The 17,412-nt window shown below is 64.0% G+C and carries 18 protein-coding genes; 5 read left to right on the top strand and 13 right to left on the bottom strand.

Annotated elements, in window-relative coordinates:
• Window positions 1-3: 3 nt before the first annotated feature.
• Entirely contained in the window at window positions 4-456 is a 453-nt protein-coding gene (locus HG250_RS12290; RefSeq protein ID WP_170005636.1) for a hypothetical protein, read from the bottom strand.
• 168 nt (window positions 457-624) lie between these two features.
• On the opposite strand from HG250_RS12290, the gene HG250_RS12285 reads away from it, so the two are divergent.
• The 3 genes from HG250_RS12285 (at window position 625) to HG250_RS12275 (ending at window position 3,696) form a co-directional block, all read left to right on the top strand.
• On the top strand, window positions 625-2,595 hold the full coding sequence (locus HG250_RS12285) for a protein-L-isoaspartate(D-aspartate) O-methyltransferase (protein ID WP_338103918.1): 1,971 nt from the start codon (window positions 625-627) through the stop codon (window positions 2,593-2,595).
• Between the two features lie 116 nt (window positions 2,596-2,711).
• The gene (locus tag HG250_RS12280) at window positions 2,712-3,095 is read left to right on the top strand and encodes a hypothetical protein (protein WP_170005634.1); all 384 of its coding nucleotides are present in this window, start codon (window positions 2,712-2,714) and stop codon (window positions 3,093-3,095) included.
• Entirely contained in the window at window positions 3,088-3,696 is a 609-nt protein-coding gene (locus HG250_RS12275) for a phosphatase PAP2 family protein (RefSeq protein ID WP_170005633.1), read from the top strand. The genes HG250_RS12280 and HG250_RS12275 overlap by 8 nt, the downstream gene beginning before the upstream one ends.
• 169 nt (window positions 3,697-3,865) lie before the next feature.
• On the opposite strand, the gene HG250_RS12270 is transcribed toward HG250_RS12275, so the two are convergent.
• From HG250_RS12270 to HG250_RS12255, 4 genes are all read right to left on the bottom strand, one after another.
• The gene (locus tag HG250_RS12270) at window positions 3,866-4,705 is read right to left on the bottom strand and encodes a DUF3618 domain-containing protein (protein ID WP_170005632.1); all 840 of its coding nucleotides are present in this window, start codon (window positions 4,703-4,705) and stop codon (window positions 3,866-3,868) included.
• Complete coding sequence (locus HG250_RS12265) at window positions 4,702-5,187, bottom strand: phage holin family protein (RefSeq protein ID WP_170005631.1); 486 nt, start codon at window positions 5,185-5,187, stop codon at window positions 4,702-4,704. Before HG250_RS12265 ends, HG250_RS12270 begins: the two co-directional genes overlap by 4 nt.
• Window positions 5,184-5,771, bottom strand: coding sequence for a hypothetical protein (locus tag HG250_RS12260; protein ID WP_170005630.1), 588 nt, complete (start codon window positions 5,769-5,771; stop codon window positions 5,184-5,186). Before HG250_RS12260 ends, HG250_RS12265 begins: the two co-directional genes overlap by 4 nt.
• 164 nt (window positions 5,772-5,935) lie before the next feature.
• Window positions 5,936-7,186 (bottom strand): DUF389 domain-containing protein, encoded by a 1,251-nt coding sequence (locus HG250_RS12255; RefSeq protein ID WP_170005629.1) that lies wholly within the window; start codon window positions 7,184-7,186, stop codon window positions 5,936-5,938.
• 309 nt (window positions 7,187-7,495) lie between these two features.
• Here HG250_RS12255 and dps point away from each other — a divergent pair, with 309 nt between their 5' ends.
• Window positions 7,496-7,996 (top strand): DNA starvation/stationary phase protection protein Dps, encoded by a 501-nt coding sequence (gene dps, locus HG250_RS12250; RefSeq protein WP_170005628.1) that lies wholly within the window; start codon window positions 7,496-7,498, stop codon window positions 7,994-7,996.
• Between the two features lie 73 nt (window positions 7,997-8,069).
• On the top strand, window positions 8,070-9,086 hold the full coding sequence (locus HG250_RS12245) for a S66 peptidase family protein (protein ID WP_170005627.1): 1,017 nt from the start codon (window positions 8,070-8,072) through the stop codon (window positions 9,084-9,086).
• Window positions 9,087-9,467: 381 nt separating this feature from the next.
• Here HG250_RS12245 and HG250_RS12240 read toward each other — a convergent pair whose 3' ends face one another.
• From HG250_RS12240 to HG250_RS12850, 8 genes are all read right to left on the bottom strand, one after another.
• Window positions 9,468-10,241 (bottom strand): Crp/Fnr family transcriptional regulator, encoded by a 774-nt coding sequence (locus tag HG250_RS12240; RefSeq protein ID WP_170005626.1) that lies wholly within the window; start codon window positions 10,239-10,241, stop codon window positions 9,468-9,470.
• A gap of 133 nt (window positions 10,242-10,374) precedes the next feature.
• The gene (locus tag HG250_RS12235) at window positions 10,375-10,956 is read right to left on the bottom strand and encodes a DUF1989 domain-containing protein (protein WP_170005625.1); all 582 of its coding nucleotides are present in this window, start codon (window positions 10,954-10,956) and stop codon (window positions 10,375-10,377) included.
• Complete coding sequence (gene gntA / locus HG250_RS12230; RefSeq protein ID WP_170005624.1) at window positions 10,953-11,639, bottom strand: guanitoxin biosynthesis heme-dependent pre-guanitoxin N-hydroxylase GntA; 687 nt, start codon at window positions 11,637-11,639, stop codon at window positions 10,953-10,955. Before gntA ends, HG250_RS12235 begins: the two co-directional genes overlap by 4 nt.
• Before the next feature lie 117 nt (window positions 11,640-11,756).
• The gene (locus HG250_RS12225) at window positions 11,757-12,767 is read right to left on the bottom strand and encodes a fumarylacetoacetate hydrolase family protein (RefSeq protein WP_170005623.1); all 1,011 of its coding nucleotides are present in this window, start codon (window positions 12,765-12,767) and stop codon (window positions 11,757-11,759) included.
• A gap of 25 nt (window positions 12,768-12,792) precedes the next feature.
• Window positions 12,793-13,977, bottom strand: a complete 1,185-nt coding sequence (locus tag HG250_RS12220) for an acyl-CoA dehydrogenase (RefSeq protein WP_170005622.1) — start codon at window positions 13,975-13,977, stop codon at window positions 12,793-12,795.
• Between the two features lie 65 nt (window positions 13,978-14,042).
• Window positions 14,043-14,927, bottom strand: a complete 885-nt coding sequence (locus HG250_RS12215; RefSeq protein ID WP_170005621.1) for an aldolase/citrate lyase family protein — start codon at window positions 14,925-14,927, stop codon at window positions 14,043-14,045.
• Window positions 14,924-16,885, bottom strand: coding sequence for an acetate--CoA ligase (gene acs / locus HG250_RS12210; protein ID WP_170005620.1), 1,962 nt, complete (start codon window positions 16,883-16,885; stop codon window positions 14,924-14,926). The genes HG250_RS12215 and acs overlap by 4 nt, the downstream gene beginning before the upstream one ends.
• A 65-nt stretch (window positions 16,886-16,950) precedes the next feature.
• On the bottom strand, window positions 16,951-17,412 hold a 462-nt coding region (locus HG250_RS12850), incomplete at its 5' end, for a hypothetical protein (protein ID WP_205763633.1).

Genomic DNA, 17,412 nt, shown 5'->3' with positions numbered 1-17,412 from the left:
CGGTCAGCCGCAGAGCGGATCGCCTGCGGGGTCGAGGGCGCGCATCGCATCCGCAGTGCTGCCGCCGGTTTTATTGAGGGTCACCCCGGCCAGATCGCCGCCGGGGCCGCAGTAATAGGCGCAAGCTGCCGGAAGGTCGGGCGGAAAGGTGATCCGCGTTCCGTCGATCGACGCCAAGATGGTGCAGGGTTCGGCCCCGGCCATGGTCAGGCGCAGCGAATTGCCGTTCCGATCGGCCTCGCCCGCGCCGCTGCAACTGGCGCCGGCATTCTGCACGACGAGCCCGAAAGCAGCGTTACCGGGATCCGGGGCGAGAATGCACAGGCGAGACCGCGCCCGGTCCTGCCCCGCTGCCTGATAGAGGCCGGTGAGCGTTGCCGTCTGAACCGCCGGGCCAGGTTCCGCCTGCTCCTGGTCGCAAGCGGCCAGCAGAAGCACGAGGGGCAATATGGTCATGCGCATCATTCCTGCCATCAATGCGTGAGCGGCGCGAAGGTTCATCCGCCGCGGAACGCGCGTCAGCAGCGCCGGCGGTTTGGATGAGCGCCCACGCGACATCTGGAAACAAGGCGGCCTTCGATGGTTGGAACAACACGTGATGCGGCGCCAGCTGGAGGTGGAAGGGTGGCACAGAACAGAGCGAGGGAACGTCGGATGATGGTGCAGCGGCAGATCGCCGCCCGCGACATTGTCGATCCCGCCATCCTGTCCGCTTTCCGCGAGGTTCCGCGCGAGCAGTTCATGAGCCCCGCACTGGCGGCTTCCGCTTATGACGACGGGCCGCTGCCCATCGGCGAGGAACAGACTATCAGCCAGCCTTTCATCGTCGCCTGCATGATCGATGCCGCCGGCCTGGAATATGGCGACAGGGTTCTGGAAGTGGGTGCGGGATCGGGTTACGCCGCCGCCATCATGTCGCGCATCGCAGGCCGCGTCTTCGCCATCGAACGCCACGAGATCCTGGCGCGGCAAGCCCGCGAGAGGATCGGCCGTCTGGGCTATGACAATTGCACGATCATTACTGGTGACGGCATGCACGGCCTGCCGCGGGAAGCCCCTTTCGATGCCATTCTGGTCGCCGCCCGCGTCCATGCGGTGCCAGACGCCCTGAAGCGGCAATTGAAAGTGGGCGGCCGCCTGATCGTCCCGGTCGGAGGGGAGGATATGCAGGAACTGGAATGCATCATCCGTTCGGGCGAGGAGGAGTGGACCAGCCACGCGATCGCACCGGTCCGTTTCGTGCCGCTGATCGCTGGAACTGTCCCCGAAAATGGAACGCTGCCAGCGGCGGGGCACGGCGATGTGCAGGAACTTGCCCTTCCGCAGGCGATCGCCGCAGCCTGCGATCCGCTCCCTGTGATCGGCAGCCCGCATTTTGCAGATGCGTTCGACCGTTTCGCCGACCGGAAGGTGGTGATGCTGGGAGAATGCAGCCACGGAACTCATGAATTCTACGCGGCGAGGGCGGCCATATCGCAGCGGCTGGTGGAAGAACACGGCTTCACCATCATCGCCGTGGAAGGGGACTGGCCCGACGCCGCGGCCTATGACAGGTTCATCCGCGGGAAGAAGCAGCGCGCAGGCGCACCGCCACCCTTCCGGCGCTTCCCGACATGGATGTGGCGCAATGAGGTCATGCCAGGGTTCCTGCGCGATCTGCGCGCGTTGAACGAAGATCGAGACCCGGAAGATCAGGTCGGCTTCTACGGCCTTGACATCTATAATCTTTCGGGTTCGATCGAGGCTGTGCTCGCCTATCTGGACGAGCACGACCGGGAAGCAGCGGCACTCGCGCGGGAACGGTACGGATGCCTCACCCCCTGGCAGGCCGATCCCGCAACCTATGGCCGCGCGTCCATCCACAAGGGATTCGCCGAATGCGAACAGGCGGTTCTGGAACAATGCCAGGATTTGCTGAACGATTCTCTGGCGAAAGATGGCGGGTCATTCTCCGCCGCCATGAACGCGCGGCTGGTCGCTTCCGCCGAACGATACTACCGCATCATGTATCAGGGCGGTGCCGCAAGCTGGAACCTGCGCGACAGTCACATGGTGGAAACGCTGGAACATCTTCTGGAACGGGGCGGCAGAAATGCGAAGGCCGTGGTGTGGGCGCATAACAGCCACATCGGCGATGCGCGCGCGGCGGAAATGGGTAAATTGCGCGGTGAACACAATATAGGCCAGCTGGCGCGGGAACGGTGGGGCGAGGATGTCGCGCTGATCGGCTTCGGCACGCACGCCGGAACCGTCAGTGCAGCGAGCGACTGGGACGGCGAGCGCGAGACGAAGGTGGTCAAGCCCTCGCGCCGCGACAGCTTCGAACGGATTTGCCACGACAGCGGGGTCGAACGCTTCCTGCTGGACATGAACGCGGACGAGGCACTCGCCGTCCGGCTGTCCGAACCGCTGCTCCAACGGTTCATCGGTGTCATCTATCGGCCCGAGACCGAACGATGGAGCCATTACAGCGAAGCCGCATCGTCACGCCAGTTCGATGCCTATTGCTGGTTCGACGAAACCAGGGCGCTGAAACCACTGACCTCGGGCGAACCGCACCATGGCGCGGCCGAGACATTCCCGAGTGGCTTGTAGCGGTCCGACGGGCTCGTAGCGACGAGCATTGCAGATATCGCACTTCGGGCAGGGCCAGGGGAGCGGGTTTGCAAAGGCAGCAGGACTGGCAGGATCGTGCATGATGTGCATGACAATTGATCCTGCCCTTCTACATTGCAGAAGCCCGGCAGATCATGATCTGCGGCCCTTCATGGCTTTCGGCGGTTCATCCGCTTGAGAGCGTACCCACCGACAGCGGCAGCAGCCAGGCCGAGCGGACCCATCCGGCGCAGCAGGAAAGGTGCACCTGCGCCCAGCAGCGCGCCGGTCGTTCCGCCTACGCCGCGCACATTCTTCGCGACGTTCTTACCGACAATTGCTCCTACAATCTTGCCAATCATCATATTCTCCAATTATTTACCTCATCAACCGGCATGATGCGCCTTTCGTTCCGGAAAATCAGCCGCCCGCATCCTTCGCGGTCAACTCACGCGCAGGGCACAACACCAGCCCGCCGGCGTTGGACCTTTCATGCATGACCACGATCACCCCGGCGACGCTGCAAGACCCCTGCTGCGGATCGACCGCCGCGTCAGGAAAGCAGTCCTTCCCTATCGCCATACCGCGCCGGTGAAGGTATTGTCCTGGTTCAGCGAATTGGGCGATCAGCCGCAGATGCGCATGGTTGCCGGCGGGGTGCTGGCATTCGGCCTGTGGCGTGGGGAGCCACGGCTGGTTCGTGCGGGGATTAGGATGTTCGTCGCCCATGAAACGGCAACCTGGGCCAAATCACTCGTCAAGCACCGCGTGATACGGCTGCGGCCGCGCAGCGCGGAAAGCGACGGAGATCAGGAACCCCGCACCGGTCATGACATGAGCAAGGAAAAATCCAGCTTTCCGTCTGGCCACAGTGCCGGCGCGATCGCGGCAGCGCGTGCGTTCTCCGCCGAATTTCCGGAATACAGGCCCCTCGCTCTTGCTGCCGCCACCCTCGTCGCTGCCGCGCAGATCCCCCGCTGCGCGCATTATCCGACCGACGTCGCCGCGGGACTGGCCATCGGCACATTCGCCGAAATGACTACAGCTGCCGCCTGGCGGCTGCTGGCGGCAGGGCTGAAGAAGGATGTTCTTTCGCCGTGAACCGGAATGGCCGAAGCCGGCTGCCCGGTGCACCGTCATCCGTACAGCCGATGTTCCGGTGCCATGCAGAAGGGGAAAGGCCGATTCTGGCCTCACAGGATATGCGGGCATGATTGAAAAGGGCCGCGACATGCGCGGCCCCTCTCGTAATCGGCACTGATTGCGGCAATCAGGACTTCGAGCCGCTCTGGCTGCCCTGTTCCGACATCTTGCGGTCGGCTTTCTCGACCAGCTCGTCCTTCTTGTCGAGCGCCTGCTCGCCGACCTGGCGGGCTTTCGCCTCGGCCTGGTCGATCGCATCGGAGCCGATGGGGCCAAGCTGTTCGCGTTCCGTGCGCGACACGGGAATGGCCGAACCTGCGACGGCGCCGACGACGGCGGCGATCAGACCGCCGATCAGCGGATTGTCCTGATAGGCATCGCGGGTCTTGCGAACGGCCTTCTTGCCCTGCAAGGCGGCATTGTGGCGCGTTTCGCGGGCACTGTCGGCGAAACTGTCGCGCTTCTGCCGCATCCGGTCGGTCGCCTCGTCCAGCCGCTTGCGATAGTCGGTGTGATCCTCGTCATGACCGCGCTCGATCATCAGATAGGTCCCGCGTGCCTCGTCGCGGCGGCGCTGATAGGTCACCTCGTCATCGTCGGGCAGGCGTTCGACACGCGACATATGATCGATGTAGCCCCGGTGATCGGGATCGTAATCATACTGAGGATCGTAACCGGTATCGTCGCTGCCGTCCGACGTGAAAGCCGAAGGCCTCGCATCGTAATCGCTGACCAGCCAGATGGCACCGGCCGAGACCAGGCCGAGTGCCAGCGGATTGCGGCGGGCACCATCAAGCAGGTAGCGGGCATCGACGCCGTTCTCGTCCGCCTTGTCGAGGAGCGAATTCAACATGTTGCGCGGCGTCATCTGGTCGCCGATACGGTCGACCGTGCGGCTCATGTCATTTTGCGTACGGCGGATTTCCATTTCGATTTCGTCTGGATCGCGTGTGTCTGTCTGAGTCATCGTGTTACTCCGGAATTCGTGAGGTTGCCGGTCGCCGCATCGGGCGTCCGTTCTGCGGTTTCGATGCTGCGCTCTGGCTTGATGTCGGTGTGCTCCATCTTCTTCTTGCCCGAAGCATAGAGAATGCCGGCAATGATCAGGACAGCGATGCCGACAAGGAGGGTCGCCAGGCCGAGATTGTCGATCGCCTCGCCAAGCAGATAGGCAATGCCCATCAGGGTGACGCCAAGACCGGAAATACCGAGCACCGCCGCTCCGGCCATGGCGCCCATGGCGGTCTTCAGATCATTTACGGCTTCGCGCATTTCGGCCTGCACCAGACTGATCTGCTGCTGCGCCAGATGGGCGCTCTGCGATGTGAGATGACCGATCAGATCGACGATGTTCTCGTCATCACGCGCCGGGGGTGCTCCTGCCGCGGGGCGCACGATGGTCTTGTCATCCGGGTGATCTGCCGGAGCTCTGACTGCAGGTTCCTTCACAGTGCCCTCCCATTATTGTCCGTCTGGATGTCACGCGTCAGGACCGGCTCGTTCACAGCAGGCGGCTGCGGAGCGAAAGTCGAATAATCGCGGCCCGTCGCGGTGCCGTCGCTGCGGAAACTGCGTGCGTTGCCGCCGCTGCCGCTGCTGCCCACGTCGTAACCTTCGTGATATTCGGCACCGGCACGCAGGAAACGCGCTGCGGCGAATCCGATCGCGGCGGAAGCTGCCAGGAACGCAGTCGGGTTTTCGCGGCCGAACCGGTTGGTTTCCCGGGCAATGTCGCGAGGCGATTTGTCCTGCAGGCGGCTGGCAAGATCGTCTATCTCGCGCGCTGCGCTGGAGAATGCCGACGCCAGCCACGCGGGCGCATCGTCATCGCTCCGCAGCTTGTCGGCGGCGGCATCGATGGCAGAGGAAGCGGAATGCGCGGTTCTTGCGACCTGCTCCTTGCCTTCGCGGGCCTTGGCCTCGCCCTGTTCCTCGGCCGTGTTCTTCAGCTTCTGCGCGTCGCCCTTCAGTTCCTGGCGGACTTCCGCGCCGCTGCTGCCATGTGTAGATCCTGTCGTTGATGTTACCATCATGCAATTCCTTTCCTGTATGCCGTCTAAAGGCGCGGCATTGCGGAAAAGTTCCAGCCGGAAGAGCGGCTTAACCTTTTGCAGGTTTCGCAGACTGACGTGTGCCAAGGCGCAGGTGAGCGGCTGGACAAGGGTGCTGCCGATCGACAGCCGGCATCAGTGATGGATCAGGAAGCGGCGCTCAGTTGCACCAGCGCCTCCACCCCGAACTTCCGTTCCACGCGGGCATCCAGTTGCCGCGTCAGGGCATCCTTTTCGGCATCGGACATTTCGGCCTCGACATGCACGGTGATCCACACCGGATTTTCACCCTGTGGCCGGCTTCTGGTAAAGGTCGATTGCACCATGACCAGGCCAATGCCGTCCCGCTGTTCGATATCTTCCTGAACCACCGCGCTGATCCGCTGTGCGATGGAGGATTGCTGATATTCCGGCGTGCTGGAAAACTGCACGAACAACAGTGCGGCCAGGGCGGCCAGGCTGAGCGCGGTGGCCAGAACGGTCAGGAACGGCTTGCCCCGAGGATAGCGGGCGCCGCTTGCATCGATGCCGCAAAGCCGGAAAACCACGAAGCCGGACAGGTTGATCCCCACGATCTGGATGGCGAGCGCCCACAGGCTCGAAAGCACCATGTCCATCTGGTCGATTACCAGCCCCATGCCGATCAGCCCCGCAGGCGGGGCGAGCGCCGCCGCGACCAGCATGCCCGTCGCCGCCCCGCTGACGAGGCTGCTTCGCTCCGACTGCACGAGGTTGAGCGCGCCTGCGGCCCCCGCGGCAAGCGGAAGCAGCACCGAGACCGTCGACCGCATGCTGGCGGATGTCATCAGGGGCGTCGCGATCGTCTGACCAAACAGGAAGCTGAGAAGGGCAGCGACGGCGACAGCGGTCGCCAGCGCCGCGACATAGCGCAGCAGCGATTGCCGCATCAGATGGGCATCGCCCCGCGCCGTTGCCAGCGCCAGCGTCATGGCCGGGCCGGCGAAGGGGGCGATCAGCATGGCCGCGACCAGCAGGAAGATGGATTCAGTATAAAGCCCGATCCAGACGATGATCGCCCCTACGGCGGCATAGGACAGGAACCCCGTCCATGATCCGATGCTTTGCAGGCCGGACAGGAACACCTCCAGCGGACTGCGGAACTGGACGTCGGTGACCTGCTTTTCGGCTTCGTCGGCAGGCGGGCGCAGCGCCAGGATGCCTTGCGGCGCGAAGGAGATGTGCAGCCCTTCGACATCCTCCAGCGCGGACAGGAACCCCTCGATCCGCGCATTGGGGGAATTGCAGATGAGCATCGTCTGCCGCATGCCGGCCCGCCGGGCATCCAGTTCTGCAAGGACGGCGATATCGTGCCTCTCGCTTTCGGCAGTTACGCGTTCGGCCTCTTCCGGAGGCATGACGATGGTGATTTGCCGCATGTTTCCTCCGCGCCTGCCCATTCGGCCTGCAAGGCCGCCGTTTGCCAGAGCGGGGGGGATGCTGCAACCTCGACAGGCATTTGATGGGCACCTGCATGCCGCTGCGGCAGATCAGTGCTCGCGTCGGGCTCTTCACAGGGTCTGTGTCAGCGGCGCGTCCGGCCGATGCGGTGCCTCGGCCTGGTATTGAAAAGCGACGTCACAATCGGACGTCCGGGTTCCGGAACTCTGCCTCGTGCCGCCCGTTCAGTTTGCAGAGTCTTCCGTCACGAACGGCGAGGGCGATTAATTTCAGGAACAGGATATCTCATGGAACAGATTTATGTTGCCGGCCTCGATGACAAGGCCCGCGAAAATTCGATTAAGCTGCTCAACGACCGGCTCACCGACAGCATCGACCTGTCGCTGGCCGTGAAGCAGGCGCACTGGACCATTCGCGGCCCGAGCTTCATCGGCCTGCACGAATTGCTCGACACCATTGCCGAACGAATGCGCGAGCGCACCGACATGATTGCCGAACGTGCGATCATCCTGGGCGGCCACACGCCCGGAACCGTGCAGGCGGTCGACAAGGGCAGCAAGCTGGAGCCCTATCCCGCCGATATCAAGTTCCAGAAGGACCATGTCGAAGCGTTGACGGCGCGGTTCGTGGCCTTCGGCAAGCATTTGCGCGAATCCATCGAGAAGGCCGAGGATGCCGGAGACATGGACACGTCCGACCTGTTCACCGAAGTCAGCCGCGGCATCGACAAGGATGCCTGGTTCCTCGGCGCGCATTATGACGAAGCGAATGCCAAGACAGGGAACTGAGCGCACGGGAATTGAGCGCATTAGCTGAAGCGAACGCAGCCCGTGGCGCGGCACCGTGCGGCGGGTTGCGGCCATGCTGAACCGCAGGCAGATATTGGCGAGCACCGGCGGATGGGCGGCGGCCATGGCATGGCCCGCTGGCCTGAACGCATCGGTGACGTTCGGGCATGGCGACAAACCGCCGCGTCTGCGGCCCGGCGACAGGGTAGGACTGGTGCGGCCGGCCAGCTTCTCCGACCGGGAGAACCGGGTCGAGAATGTGGAGCACACGATCCGCGGAATGGGCCTGGTGCCGGTCCGCGCGGCCAATCTGGACGCGCGCTTCGGCTATCTTGCCGGAACCGACCGCCAGCGCGCCGCCGATCTGAACGCCATGTTCGCCGACCCGGACATAAAGGCGGTCTTCGCCATGCGCGGGGGATGGGGCAGCGCCCGTATTCTTTCGCTGCTCGACTGGGATGTGATCCGCAGCAATCCCAAGCTGCTGATCGGCTTCAGCGACATCACCGCGCTGCACCTCGCCTTTGCAAGATATGCCGGTTACGCCACCATCCATGGCCCGAACGGGGCCAATACATGGCCTGCGCCGAGCTGGGACAGCCTGTGGCGGCTGGCATTCGCCGGCGCCACCCCCGTGCTGGGCAATGGCGACTATCCGGGCGCGCAGCAGATCGTGACGATACGCAGCGGCACGGTGCAGGGGCGGCTGCTCGGCGGTAACCTTTCCGTTCTCAGTGCGCTTGCCGGCACCTCCTGGCTCCCTGATTTCGGCGGCGCCGTGCTGTTTCTCGAAGATGTGGGCGAGGCTGTATACCGTGTCGACAGAATGCTGAGCCAGCTTGCCCTCTCCGGCATATTGCCACGGGTGTCGGGAGTCGTATTCGGCCAGTGCACGCGTTGCGGCGGTGATGACGGCGGCTTTACGCTTACCGATATTCTCCGCCAATATCTCGTGCCGCTCGGTATACCGGCCTTCACCAATGCGAATATCGGCCATGTCGAAGGGCAATTGAGCCTGCCCTCCGGCGCAGCGGTGGAGATGGATGCGACCAGCGGCACCATCCGGCTGCTGGAGCCGATTGCCGGTTGATCATGCATGATCGAACCGCTTTGTTACAGCCGCGCATGTGCGGCCGGATAATGGCGCGATGAACCACCCCGATCATCCCGTCGCGGGAAGCTTCAGGTTTTCCGGGTTCGCTGGATAATCTTTCGCGCATCGGTCGCGGCAAAGAAGGCATCGGTTCTGCAACACGCCGATCTTTCACGCAGCCCTGCGGTTTTGGGCGCGGTTCGGCAGGCTCTTGCCATCGCGGGGGCGGGATTAAAGACGTGGGTTTCAGCGATCTGTACAGTTGTTTCCCGATCGCGATGTTCAACATCATGGACGCGTCGGCCTCAGGCCGGAGCACCGGCGGCCGCAGACAGCGGGCGTAACCATTTCACCTTCGGCTGAATCGCCGCGCGATGCCTAGCTGATCGCCGTCACCGAAAGCTGGTCATGCATTGCCAGATCGCCCGCCCCATAAAGGTAAGACGGGTCGAATCGCGCAAACTGGACGAGGCGTCCGCGATCCCGGCAGTGGACCCGGCCCCGGCGGAATTCTACGAGCGCCGCTTCGCGCAGGTCGCGCAACATCCGGTTGACGTGGATGGGCGTGCTGCCGGTAATCTCGGCAAGGTCGGACTGCCGTAACGGAGAGTTGAAGCCGTCCGCCCGCGCGAGGCCGACCATATCCAGTTTGGCCCACATTTCGCAGATGAAATGGGCGATGCGCTGATCCACGCGCAATTCGCCCATCTTCAAGATCCACGTTCGGTGAATCGCAGCGTCGAGCAGGGTGGAAAACCAGAACAGCCGCGCAAGGTGGGGCTCCTGCTCCATCATGATCCGCAGATCTTCGTGCCGCGCATATCCGACAAGCGCAGGGCCGAGCGCAGTGATATCGTGATCGAGCCGCTTGAGTGCAAAAGCGTGCATGTCGATGAAATCGCCCGGCACATGCGTGGCGAGGATGTGACGCTTGTCGCTTCCCTGCATGGTGCGCAGGATATATCCCTCGATCAGGATCGTGCTGTGTTCGACGGTGGTGCCACGCCGCAGCAGGACCCGTCCGTCCTCCACATGTTCCGTTCTGGTGATGAGGCTTTCTACCACGCCAGCCTCCCGGTGGGTCAATGCCTGGCGCAGCCGGCCCATGAGGAACCTGCCGGTAAGCGGAAATTCCTGCGTTGCGATTGTCATCTGGCCCCATCAAGCTGCAGAGTGCAGACGCAAGGTCTAGATGCAATCTCCCCGGCAGGCAATCAGACGATGCGGCAGGAACGCCGGCCGTGTCTTTCATGGCGAGCGGGCGCGAGACATTTCGCGCCCGATCTCACGCGGGATCGATCTCGTAGCCGATCGGGCCGAAATCGCCGCCGTTGGAGGCGTAGGCCGAACATGCCGTCAGGCCGATGATGCAATCCATGCGCGCAAGCAGGTCGATGTGATCGCCCGCCCGGCTCGGCGGCGGCAGGACCTGCAGCGAGCCATCCTGTGCGACGGGGACATTCATGAACACGTTGAAGGCGGTTGGAATGGCGTCCTCGCCTATGCCGAACGGCGCGAGCGCTTCGGCCAGATTGCCGAAGCAGCCGCGGTGGACAGGCTTGTCCGGGTAGAAATGCCGGAAAGTCGCCTTGCTGCAGGGCGTCAGCAGGAAATCGTGCCTGCCGACGGTGTCGTGGGTGATCTCCAGCATCGGGTTCGAGCGGTTGGAATAGAGAACATGGCCCGTGGTGAGCGCAATCGTTTCCTCGTAATCGAAGGTGCGGCCATTGCTGATGACTTCGCCGACGTCATCAGCCGAATAGGCCAGCAGATCGGCCACCTGCGTTCCGCCGGGATCGGTGACGCGCAGGGTCTGCCCTGCATCCAGCCGGAACGCGGTGCCGCTACGCGGGGGAATGACATTCATGAAGCGTCGTTTCTCTTGTCGGAAAAGGGACAGGACCAGTTCTCGTCCACCTGCCGCCCGCTATATTGTGCGGCTTCGCTGGCTTCACCGTGGCGGCGCAGCATCGGATTGACGGTGCCGGCCAGCGCCTTGTCACGTTCCAGAATGGCTTCGCGCATCCGTTCGTAGCGCCCGTTCTCGCGCAGATCCTCGAACTGGTCGTGCAGGTTGAAAACAAGTGCCGGTTTCTCGAACCGGCGGGCAGGGCGCGATGCGGAGGGATGCAGGCCGACGACGAAATAGGCTTCGCCCCCGAAGCTGAGCGAGAAATGCGGGTCTTCGGGATCGGGGCTCACATCCTCGTCATAGGGTTGCTGCAGCCAGTGATCCTTGTCGGCAAGCGACTGGATCCGCGTCCACATGGCGCGTTCGAACTGCACTTCGGACAGGGAGGAAGGCTGGTTGAAGATCGCGACGAGGCTGCGCAGGCCGGACTTGTCCTCCCGGTAAGCCCGCGACCAGTCGAGCAGGCGGCGGTGGATCCGCAGATCGTCCCAGGCGCTGGTCAGATCGTGGCAGACCATCACATCCAGAGTGTCCCGCGCCAGGGCGCTCTTCGCGCCGACGCAGGGAAATGTATTGTCACGGATAAATTCGCGAAAGGCATCGCCCAGGCGCTGCGCCGCATTCGCGTCTCTGTTCATCAGGTCCAGCAGGGTTCTTCTCCTTGAACCCGAAGGACGCAGAAACCCGCCCGCAGTTCCCGATTTATCTTTGTTTATAAAGAGCTGCGACGGTGGAAGGGGAAGAAGGCGAACAGGTCAGACCGCTTCTACCACCTGTTCGATCGCGCCGAAGATCGAATGGCCGTCGGCATCGCGCATCTCGATCCTGACCGCGTCGCCGGGCTGCATGAACCGGGTCTTGGGGCTGCCGTCCCTGATAGTTTCGATCATGCGGATTTCGGCGATGCAGCTGTAACCCCTGCCGCCCTCGCTCACCGGCTTGCCCGGGCCGCCATCGGCACCCTTGTTCGACACGGTGCCCGACCCGATGATCGTGCCCGCGCCGAGCTTCCGCGTCCGCGCGGCGTGGGAAACCAGCCGTGCCAGGGAAAAGGTGGCGTCCTGACCCGCTTCGGCGCGGCCGAAAGGTTCGCCATTGTAATCCACGATCAGCGGCAGATGGATGAGATTGTCCTGCCATGCCTCGCCCAGCTCGTCCGGCGTGACAGCCACGGGGCTGAAGGCGCTTGCCGGTTTGGACTGGAAGAAGCCGAACCCCTTGCCCAGTTCTTCGGGGATGAGGCCGCGCAGCGAGACATCGTTGCACAACATCAGCAGCTTGATATGGCCGGCTGCATCTTCTGCCGAGGTGCCGGGCGGCACGTCGTCGGTGATGCAGGCGATCTCGCCCTCCATGTCGCAGCCCCATGCCGGATCGCCCAGCGGGATCGCCCCGCGCGGCGGCAGGAAACCGTCCGACATGCCCTGATACATCAGCGGATCGCGATAGAAACTGTCCGGCATTTCGGCATTACGGGCGCGGCGGACCAGTTCGACATGGTTGATATAGGCGCTGCCGTCGGCCCATTGATAGGCGCGGGGGAGGGGTGAGAGCGCCTCGCGTTCGTGGAACCTCTCGCAGGGCACCGCCTCATGTTCGACATCGGTGTACAGCGCGGCAAGGCGCGGCGCCACCTGGTCCCAATGGTCGAGCGCGTGTTGCAGCGTCGGCGCAATGTTGTCCGCCGCGCAATAACGGGTGATGTCCTTCGACACGACCACCAGCCGGCCGTCACGCGTTCCATTCGCCAGGGATGCCAGTTTCATGTCGCCGCTCCTTCAACCAGTCTCTTCAAAACGCCGGAATACCGGTGATCGCCCGCCCGAGGATCAGGGCATGCACGTCATGCGTGCCTTCATAGGTGTTGACCGTCTCCAGGTTCACCATGTGGCGAATGACCTGATATTCCTCCGAGATGCCGTTGCCTCCATGCATGTCCCGCGCCATGCGCGCGATGTCGAGCGCCTTGCCGACATTGTTGCGCTTGACGATGGAGATCATCTCGGGCGCGAACTTGCCTTCGTCCATCAGCCGCCCGACGCGCAGCGAGGCCTGCAGCCCCAGCGCGATATCGCTCATCATGTCCGCCAGTTTAAGCTGGAACAGCTGCTTGGAGGCCAGCGGAACGCCGAATTGTTCGCGGTCCAGCCCGTATTGGCGCGCCGCGTGGAAACAGAATTCCGCCGCGCCCATCGCGCCCCAGCTGATCCCGTAACGCGCGCGGTTGAGGCAGCCGAACGGGCCTTTCAGCCCATCGACGTCCGGCAGCAGCGCGTCGGCCCCGACCTTCACATCCTCCATCACGATCATGCCGGTGGTGGAGGCGCGCAGCGACAGCTTGCCCCCGATCTTCGGCGCGGACAGGCCCGCCATGCCCTTGTCCAGCACGAAGCCGCGGATCTTGCCGCCATGCGCCTCGCTCTTCGCCCAGACGACGAAGACATCGGCGAAAGGCGCGTTGGAAATCCAGGTCTTGGTGCCGTTAAGCACATAACCGTCGCCGTCCTGCCGGGCGATCGTCCGCATTCCGCCGGGATCGGAGCCTGCATCGGGTTCGGTCAGGCCGAAGCAGCCGATGCTTTTGCCGCTGGCAAGCGCGGGCAGATATTTGCGGCGTTGTTCTTCCGAACCATAGGCCTGGATGGGATACATCACGAGGCTGGACTGCACCGACGCCATCGACCGGTAGCCCGAATCCACCCGCTCGATCTCGCGCGCAATCAGGCCATAGGCGACATAGCTGGCACCAGCGCCGCCATAGACGTCGGGCACGGTCGCGCCCAGCAGGCCCGCCTTGCCCATCAGCGGGAACAGTTCGGGCGCGTCGACCTCGTCGCGATAGGCGTCGATCACGCGGGGCTGCAATTCGCCCTGCGCGAAACCGCGCGCCGCATCGCGGATCATGCGTTCGTCCTCGGTCAGCTGATCGTCGAGATCGAAGGGATCGTCCCAGGCGAATTGTGCCATTCCGGCCATATATCTGCTCCTATGTCGCTGCCAGCTTTCGCAGCATTGCGCGGGGCGGGCAAGGGGCTGGCGCGTCAGTCTGCCCGGCTGGCACCGGGTGCGGCCCGCCGTTCGATCGCCTCCTGCATCGCTACGGTCTGTTCGGCCTGCCTCAGGTGCAGCAGTTCCACCATCCGGCCATCATGGCTGATCACGCCCTTGCCGCTGTTTTCCGGCCGGGCGAAAGCGGCGATGATGCCTCTGGCCTGCTGAACCTCGTCGGGCGAGGGGCCGAAGGCGGCGTTCACGGTGCAAAGCTGCTTCGGGTGAATGACCGTCTTGCCGTCGAACCCCAGCAAGGCGCCCTGCTTGCTTTCGCGGCACAGGCCGTCCTCGTCATCCAGAGCGTTGAACACGCCGTCCAGAACCGCCAGCCCATGGGCGCGGGCGGTGACCACTGCCCTTGTCAGCAGGGGCAGCATGGGCGTGCGCGCCGCATCGCTGCCGCAGCGCATCTCCAGCGCCAGATCGTTGGTGCCCATGACAAGCGTGGTCAGCCCCGCCTGCCTGCCCGCTGCCGCAATCGCATCCAGCGCGATGCACCCGGCACAGGTTTCGACCATCGCCCACAAGGCCATGCCATTAGGCAGCGCCTTGCGCGCATCGCGAAGCAGGGCGGCATCGGAAACCTTGGGCAGCAGGACGGCGTCGATCAGCCCCGCGTCCAGACGGGCCAGCGCAGCAAGATCGCCGGTGTGCCAGGGGGTTCCCGCGCCGTTCACCCGCACGACCAGCAGCCTTTCGCCAAAGCCGCCTTCCCGCGCTGCCTGCAACGCGGCATTGCGAGCATCCTCTTTCGCATCGGGAGCGACGGCATCCTCGAGGTCGAGGATGACCGCGTCGCAATCGGCGTTGCGCGCCTTGGCGACCGCTCCGGCGCGATTGGCCGGCAGGTAGAGCGCCGATCGCAGCAATGTCACGCCTCTGGCGGCGCGGGCCGGTTGGCGATCAGGTCGTCAACCACGTCGGGATCGGCGAGAGTAGAGATATCGCCGAGGTTGCTTACATCGCCCTCCGCTATCTTGCGCAGGATGCGGCGCATGATCTTGCCCGATCGGGTCTTCGGCAGGCCGGGGGCGAACTGGATGACATCGGGCGTGGCAATCGGGCCGATCTCCTTGCGAACCCATTGCACCAGGTCCTGCCGCAATGCCTCGTCAGGCTGGGTGCCTGCCGTGGTGGTGACATAGGCGTAGATGCCCTGGCCCTTCACATCATGCGGCATTCCGACCACTGCGGCTTCGGATACGGCGGCATGGGCGACGAGGGCGCTTTCCACCTCCGCCGTGCCCATGCGGTGGCCGGAGACGTTGATGACATCGTCGATCCGCCCGGTAATCCAGTAATAGCCATCCTCGTCGCGGCGGCAGCCGTCGCCGGTGAAATAGCATCCCGGATAGGCGCTGAAATAGGTCTGGTAGAACCTTTCGTGATCGCCATAGACGGTCCGCATCTGCCCCGGCCAGCTTTGCCGGATGACCAGCGGGCCTTCGGCCGCGCCCTCCTGCAGATTGCCCTTCTCGTCCATGATGCCGGGCAGCACGCCGAACATCGGCAGGGTGGCGCTGCCGGGCTTGGTCGCCGTGGCGCCGGGCAGGGGCGCGATCATCATCCCGCCGGTTTCCGTCTGCCACCAGGTATCGACGATAGGGCAGCGGCCTTCGCCCACGACATCGTAATACCAGTTCCACGCTTCCGGATTGATCGGTTCGCCCACCGAACCGAGCAGTTTCAGGCTGCTGCGGCTGGTACGGGTGACATATTCGTCGCCTTCGCGCATCAGCGCGCGCAGGGCCGTGGGGGCGGCATAGAATTGCGACACCTGGTATTTGTCGACGATTTGCCAGAAACGCGAATGATCGGGCCAGTTGGGCACGCCTTCGAACATCACCGTGGTCGCGCCGTTCAGCAAGGGACCGTAAACCACGTAGGAATGGCCGGTCACCCAGCCCACATCGGCGGCGCACCAGAACACTTCACCCGGCCGGTAATCGAACACATATTCATGCGTCATGGCTGTCCAGACGGCATAGCCGCCGGTGGTGTGCAGCACGCCCTTGGGCTTGCCGGTGGAACCCGAGGTATAGAGGATAAAGAGCGGGTCTTCGGCGGCCATTTCCTCTGCCGGGCAGGCTTCCGGCTGCTGCGCGCAGGCGTCGCCCCAGTCCAGGTCGCGCCCTGCCACCATATCCACGTTCGCAGCCGTATGGGCCAGCACGATCACCGATTCCACGGAATGGCCCTGCGCCTCTGTCTTTTCCAGCGCGGCATCGACATTGGCTTTCAGCGGGATGGTCCTGCCGCCCCTGCGACCTTCATCCGCGGTGATGACGATCCGGCTGTCGCAATCCACGATCCGGCCCGCCAGCGCCTCGGGCGAGAAGCCGGCGAACACAATGGAATGCACCGCGCCGATGCGGGCGCAGGCCAGCATCGCCACGGCGGCTTCGGGCACCATGGGCAGATAGATCGCGACCCGGTCGCCTTTCGCCACCCCTTGCGCCTTCAGCGCGTTCGCGAAGCGGCCGACCTCGCGGTAGAGTTCCCGATAGGTGATGCGGCGGGGCGCGTCCTGCGGATCGTCGGGTTCCCAGATAATCGCCAGATCCTCGCCGCGTTCCACCAGGTGCCGGTCAAGGCAATTGGCCGCGATATTGAGCGTGCCGCCCGTAAACCAGCAAATGTGCAGATCGTCCTGCTCGAAACTCGTATCCTGCACGGTATCGAACGGCCTGATCCAGTCGATGCGCTGCGCCTCCTCGCGCCAGAAGGCGTCGGCATCGTCGATCGACTGGCGATATTTGCGGCGGTAGGTTTCGCCGTCGATCAGGGCATTCTTCGCCCATTCCGCCGGAACCTCGTGCTTCGCTTCACTCATCGCTGCCTCCCATCTGCCTGTCTGCCGAACCCATGCCCGGCACTTTTCCTTCCGCTGCGCCGCAATTACAGGCGGCCGAAACGATCCTCATAGGCATCCATGTCGCCCGCCGAGAGCAGGCGGGCCTGCTCCACCCAGTCGTCCCGTCGGATCCGGCCGGCAAACCTGCCCAATTGCGCATCCACACGGTCGATTTCCGCATCGTCCCAATTCGCGATCTGGTCGAAACGGGTGATGCCGAGCACCGCCAGCGCGGCGTTCAGCTTGGGGCCGAGGCCCTTGATGCGGGTGAGGTCGTCCGCCGCATCGGGGTCGCGCATGGGTGCGGTTCCGGCGTCCGGTTTCGGCTCGGCGGAAGCCGGCTCTGGATGCGCGGAGGCGGCGGAGGTCACCGGCGCCTCGCCGCGCATCACAGGATTGGGCGCAGGATGGGGCGCAGGCTGGGGCGCGGGCTGGGGCGCAGGCGTTTCGCTCGCTTCGCTTGCGACCGCTTCGGCGGCGCTGCCGGCAACACCGTGCTTCACCTT

It is taken from the genome of Pseudopontixanthobacter vadosimaris, from assembly GCF_012979275.1.
GTDB classification, from domain to species: domain Bacteria; phylum Pseudomonadota; class Alphaproteobacteria; order Sphingomonadales; family Sphingomonadaceae; genus Pseudopontixanthobacter; species Pseudopontixanthobacter vadosimaris.
The sequence above is the reverse complement of the archived record's forward strand: the minus strand, read 5'-3'. Positions and strand labels throughout refer to the sequence as shown.

Excerpts from the sequence above, each read along its gene's own strand:
- acs (WP_170005620.1), bottom strand. The coding sequence starts at position 16,885 with ATGAGTGAAGCGAAGCACGAGGTTCCGGCGGAATGGGCGAAGAATGCC.
- HG250_RS12270 (WP_170005632.1), bottom strand. The coding sequence starts at position 4,705 with ATGACTCAGACAGACACACGCGATCCAGACGAAATCGAAATGGAAATC.
- HG250_RS12245 (WP_170005627.1), top strand. The coding sequence starts at position 8,070 with ATGCTGAACCGCAGGCAGATATTGGCGAGCACCGGCGGATGGGCGGCG.
- HG250_RS12235 (WP_170005625.1), bottom strand. The coding sequence starts at position 10,956 with ATGAATGTCATTCCCCCGCGTAGCGGCACCGCGTTCCGGCTGGATGCA.
- HG250_RS12225 (WP_170005623.1), bottom strand. The coding sequence starts at position 12,767 with ATGAAACTGGCATCCCTGGCGAATGGAACGCGTGACGGCCGGCTGGTG.
- HG250_RS12260 (WP_170005630.1), bottom strand. The coding sequence starts at position 5,771 with ATGATGGTAACATCAACGACAGGATCTACACATGGCAGCAGCGGCGCG.
- dps (WP_170005628.1), top strand. The coding sequence starts at position 7,496 with ATGGAACAGATTTATGTTGCCGGCCTCGATGACAAGGCCCGCGAAAAT.
- HG250_RS12220 (WP_170005622.1), bottom strand. The coding sequence starts at position 13,977 with ATGGCCGGAATGGCACAATTCGCCTGGGACGATCCCTTCGATCTCGAC.
- HG250_RS12290 (WP_170005636.1), bottom strand. The coding sequence starts at position 456 with ATGACCATATTGCCCCTCGTGCTTCTGCTGGCCGCTTGCGACCAGGAG.
- HG250_RS12275 (WP_170005633.1), top strand. The coding sequence starts at position 3,088 with ATGCATGACCACGATCACCCCGGCGACGCTGCAAGACCCCTGCTGCGG.
- HG250_RS12255 (WP_170005629.1), bottom strand. The coding sequence starts at position 7,186 with ATGCGGCAAATCACCATCGTCATGCCTCCGGAAGAGGCCGAACGCGTA.
- HG250_RS12240 (WP_170005626.1), bottom strand. The coding sequence starts at position 10,241 with ATGACAATCGCAACGCAGGAATTTCCGCTTACCGGCAGGTTCCTCATG.
- gntA (WP_170005624.1), bottom strand. The coding sequence starts at position 11,639 with ATGAACAGAGACGCGAATGCGGCGCAGCGCCTGGGCGATGCCTTTCGC.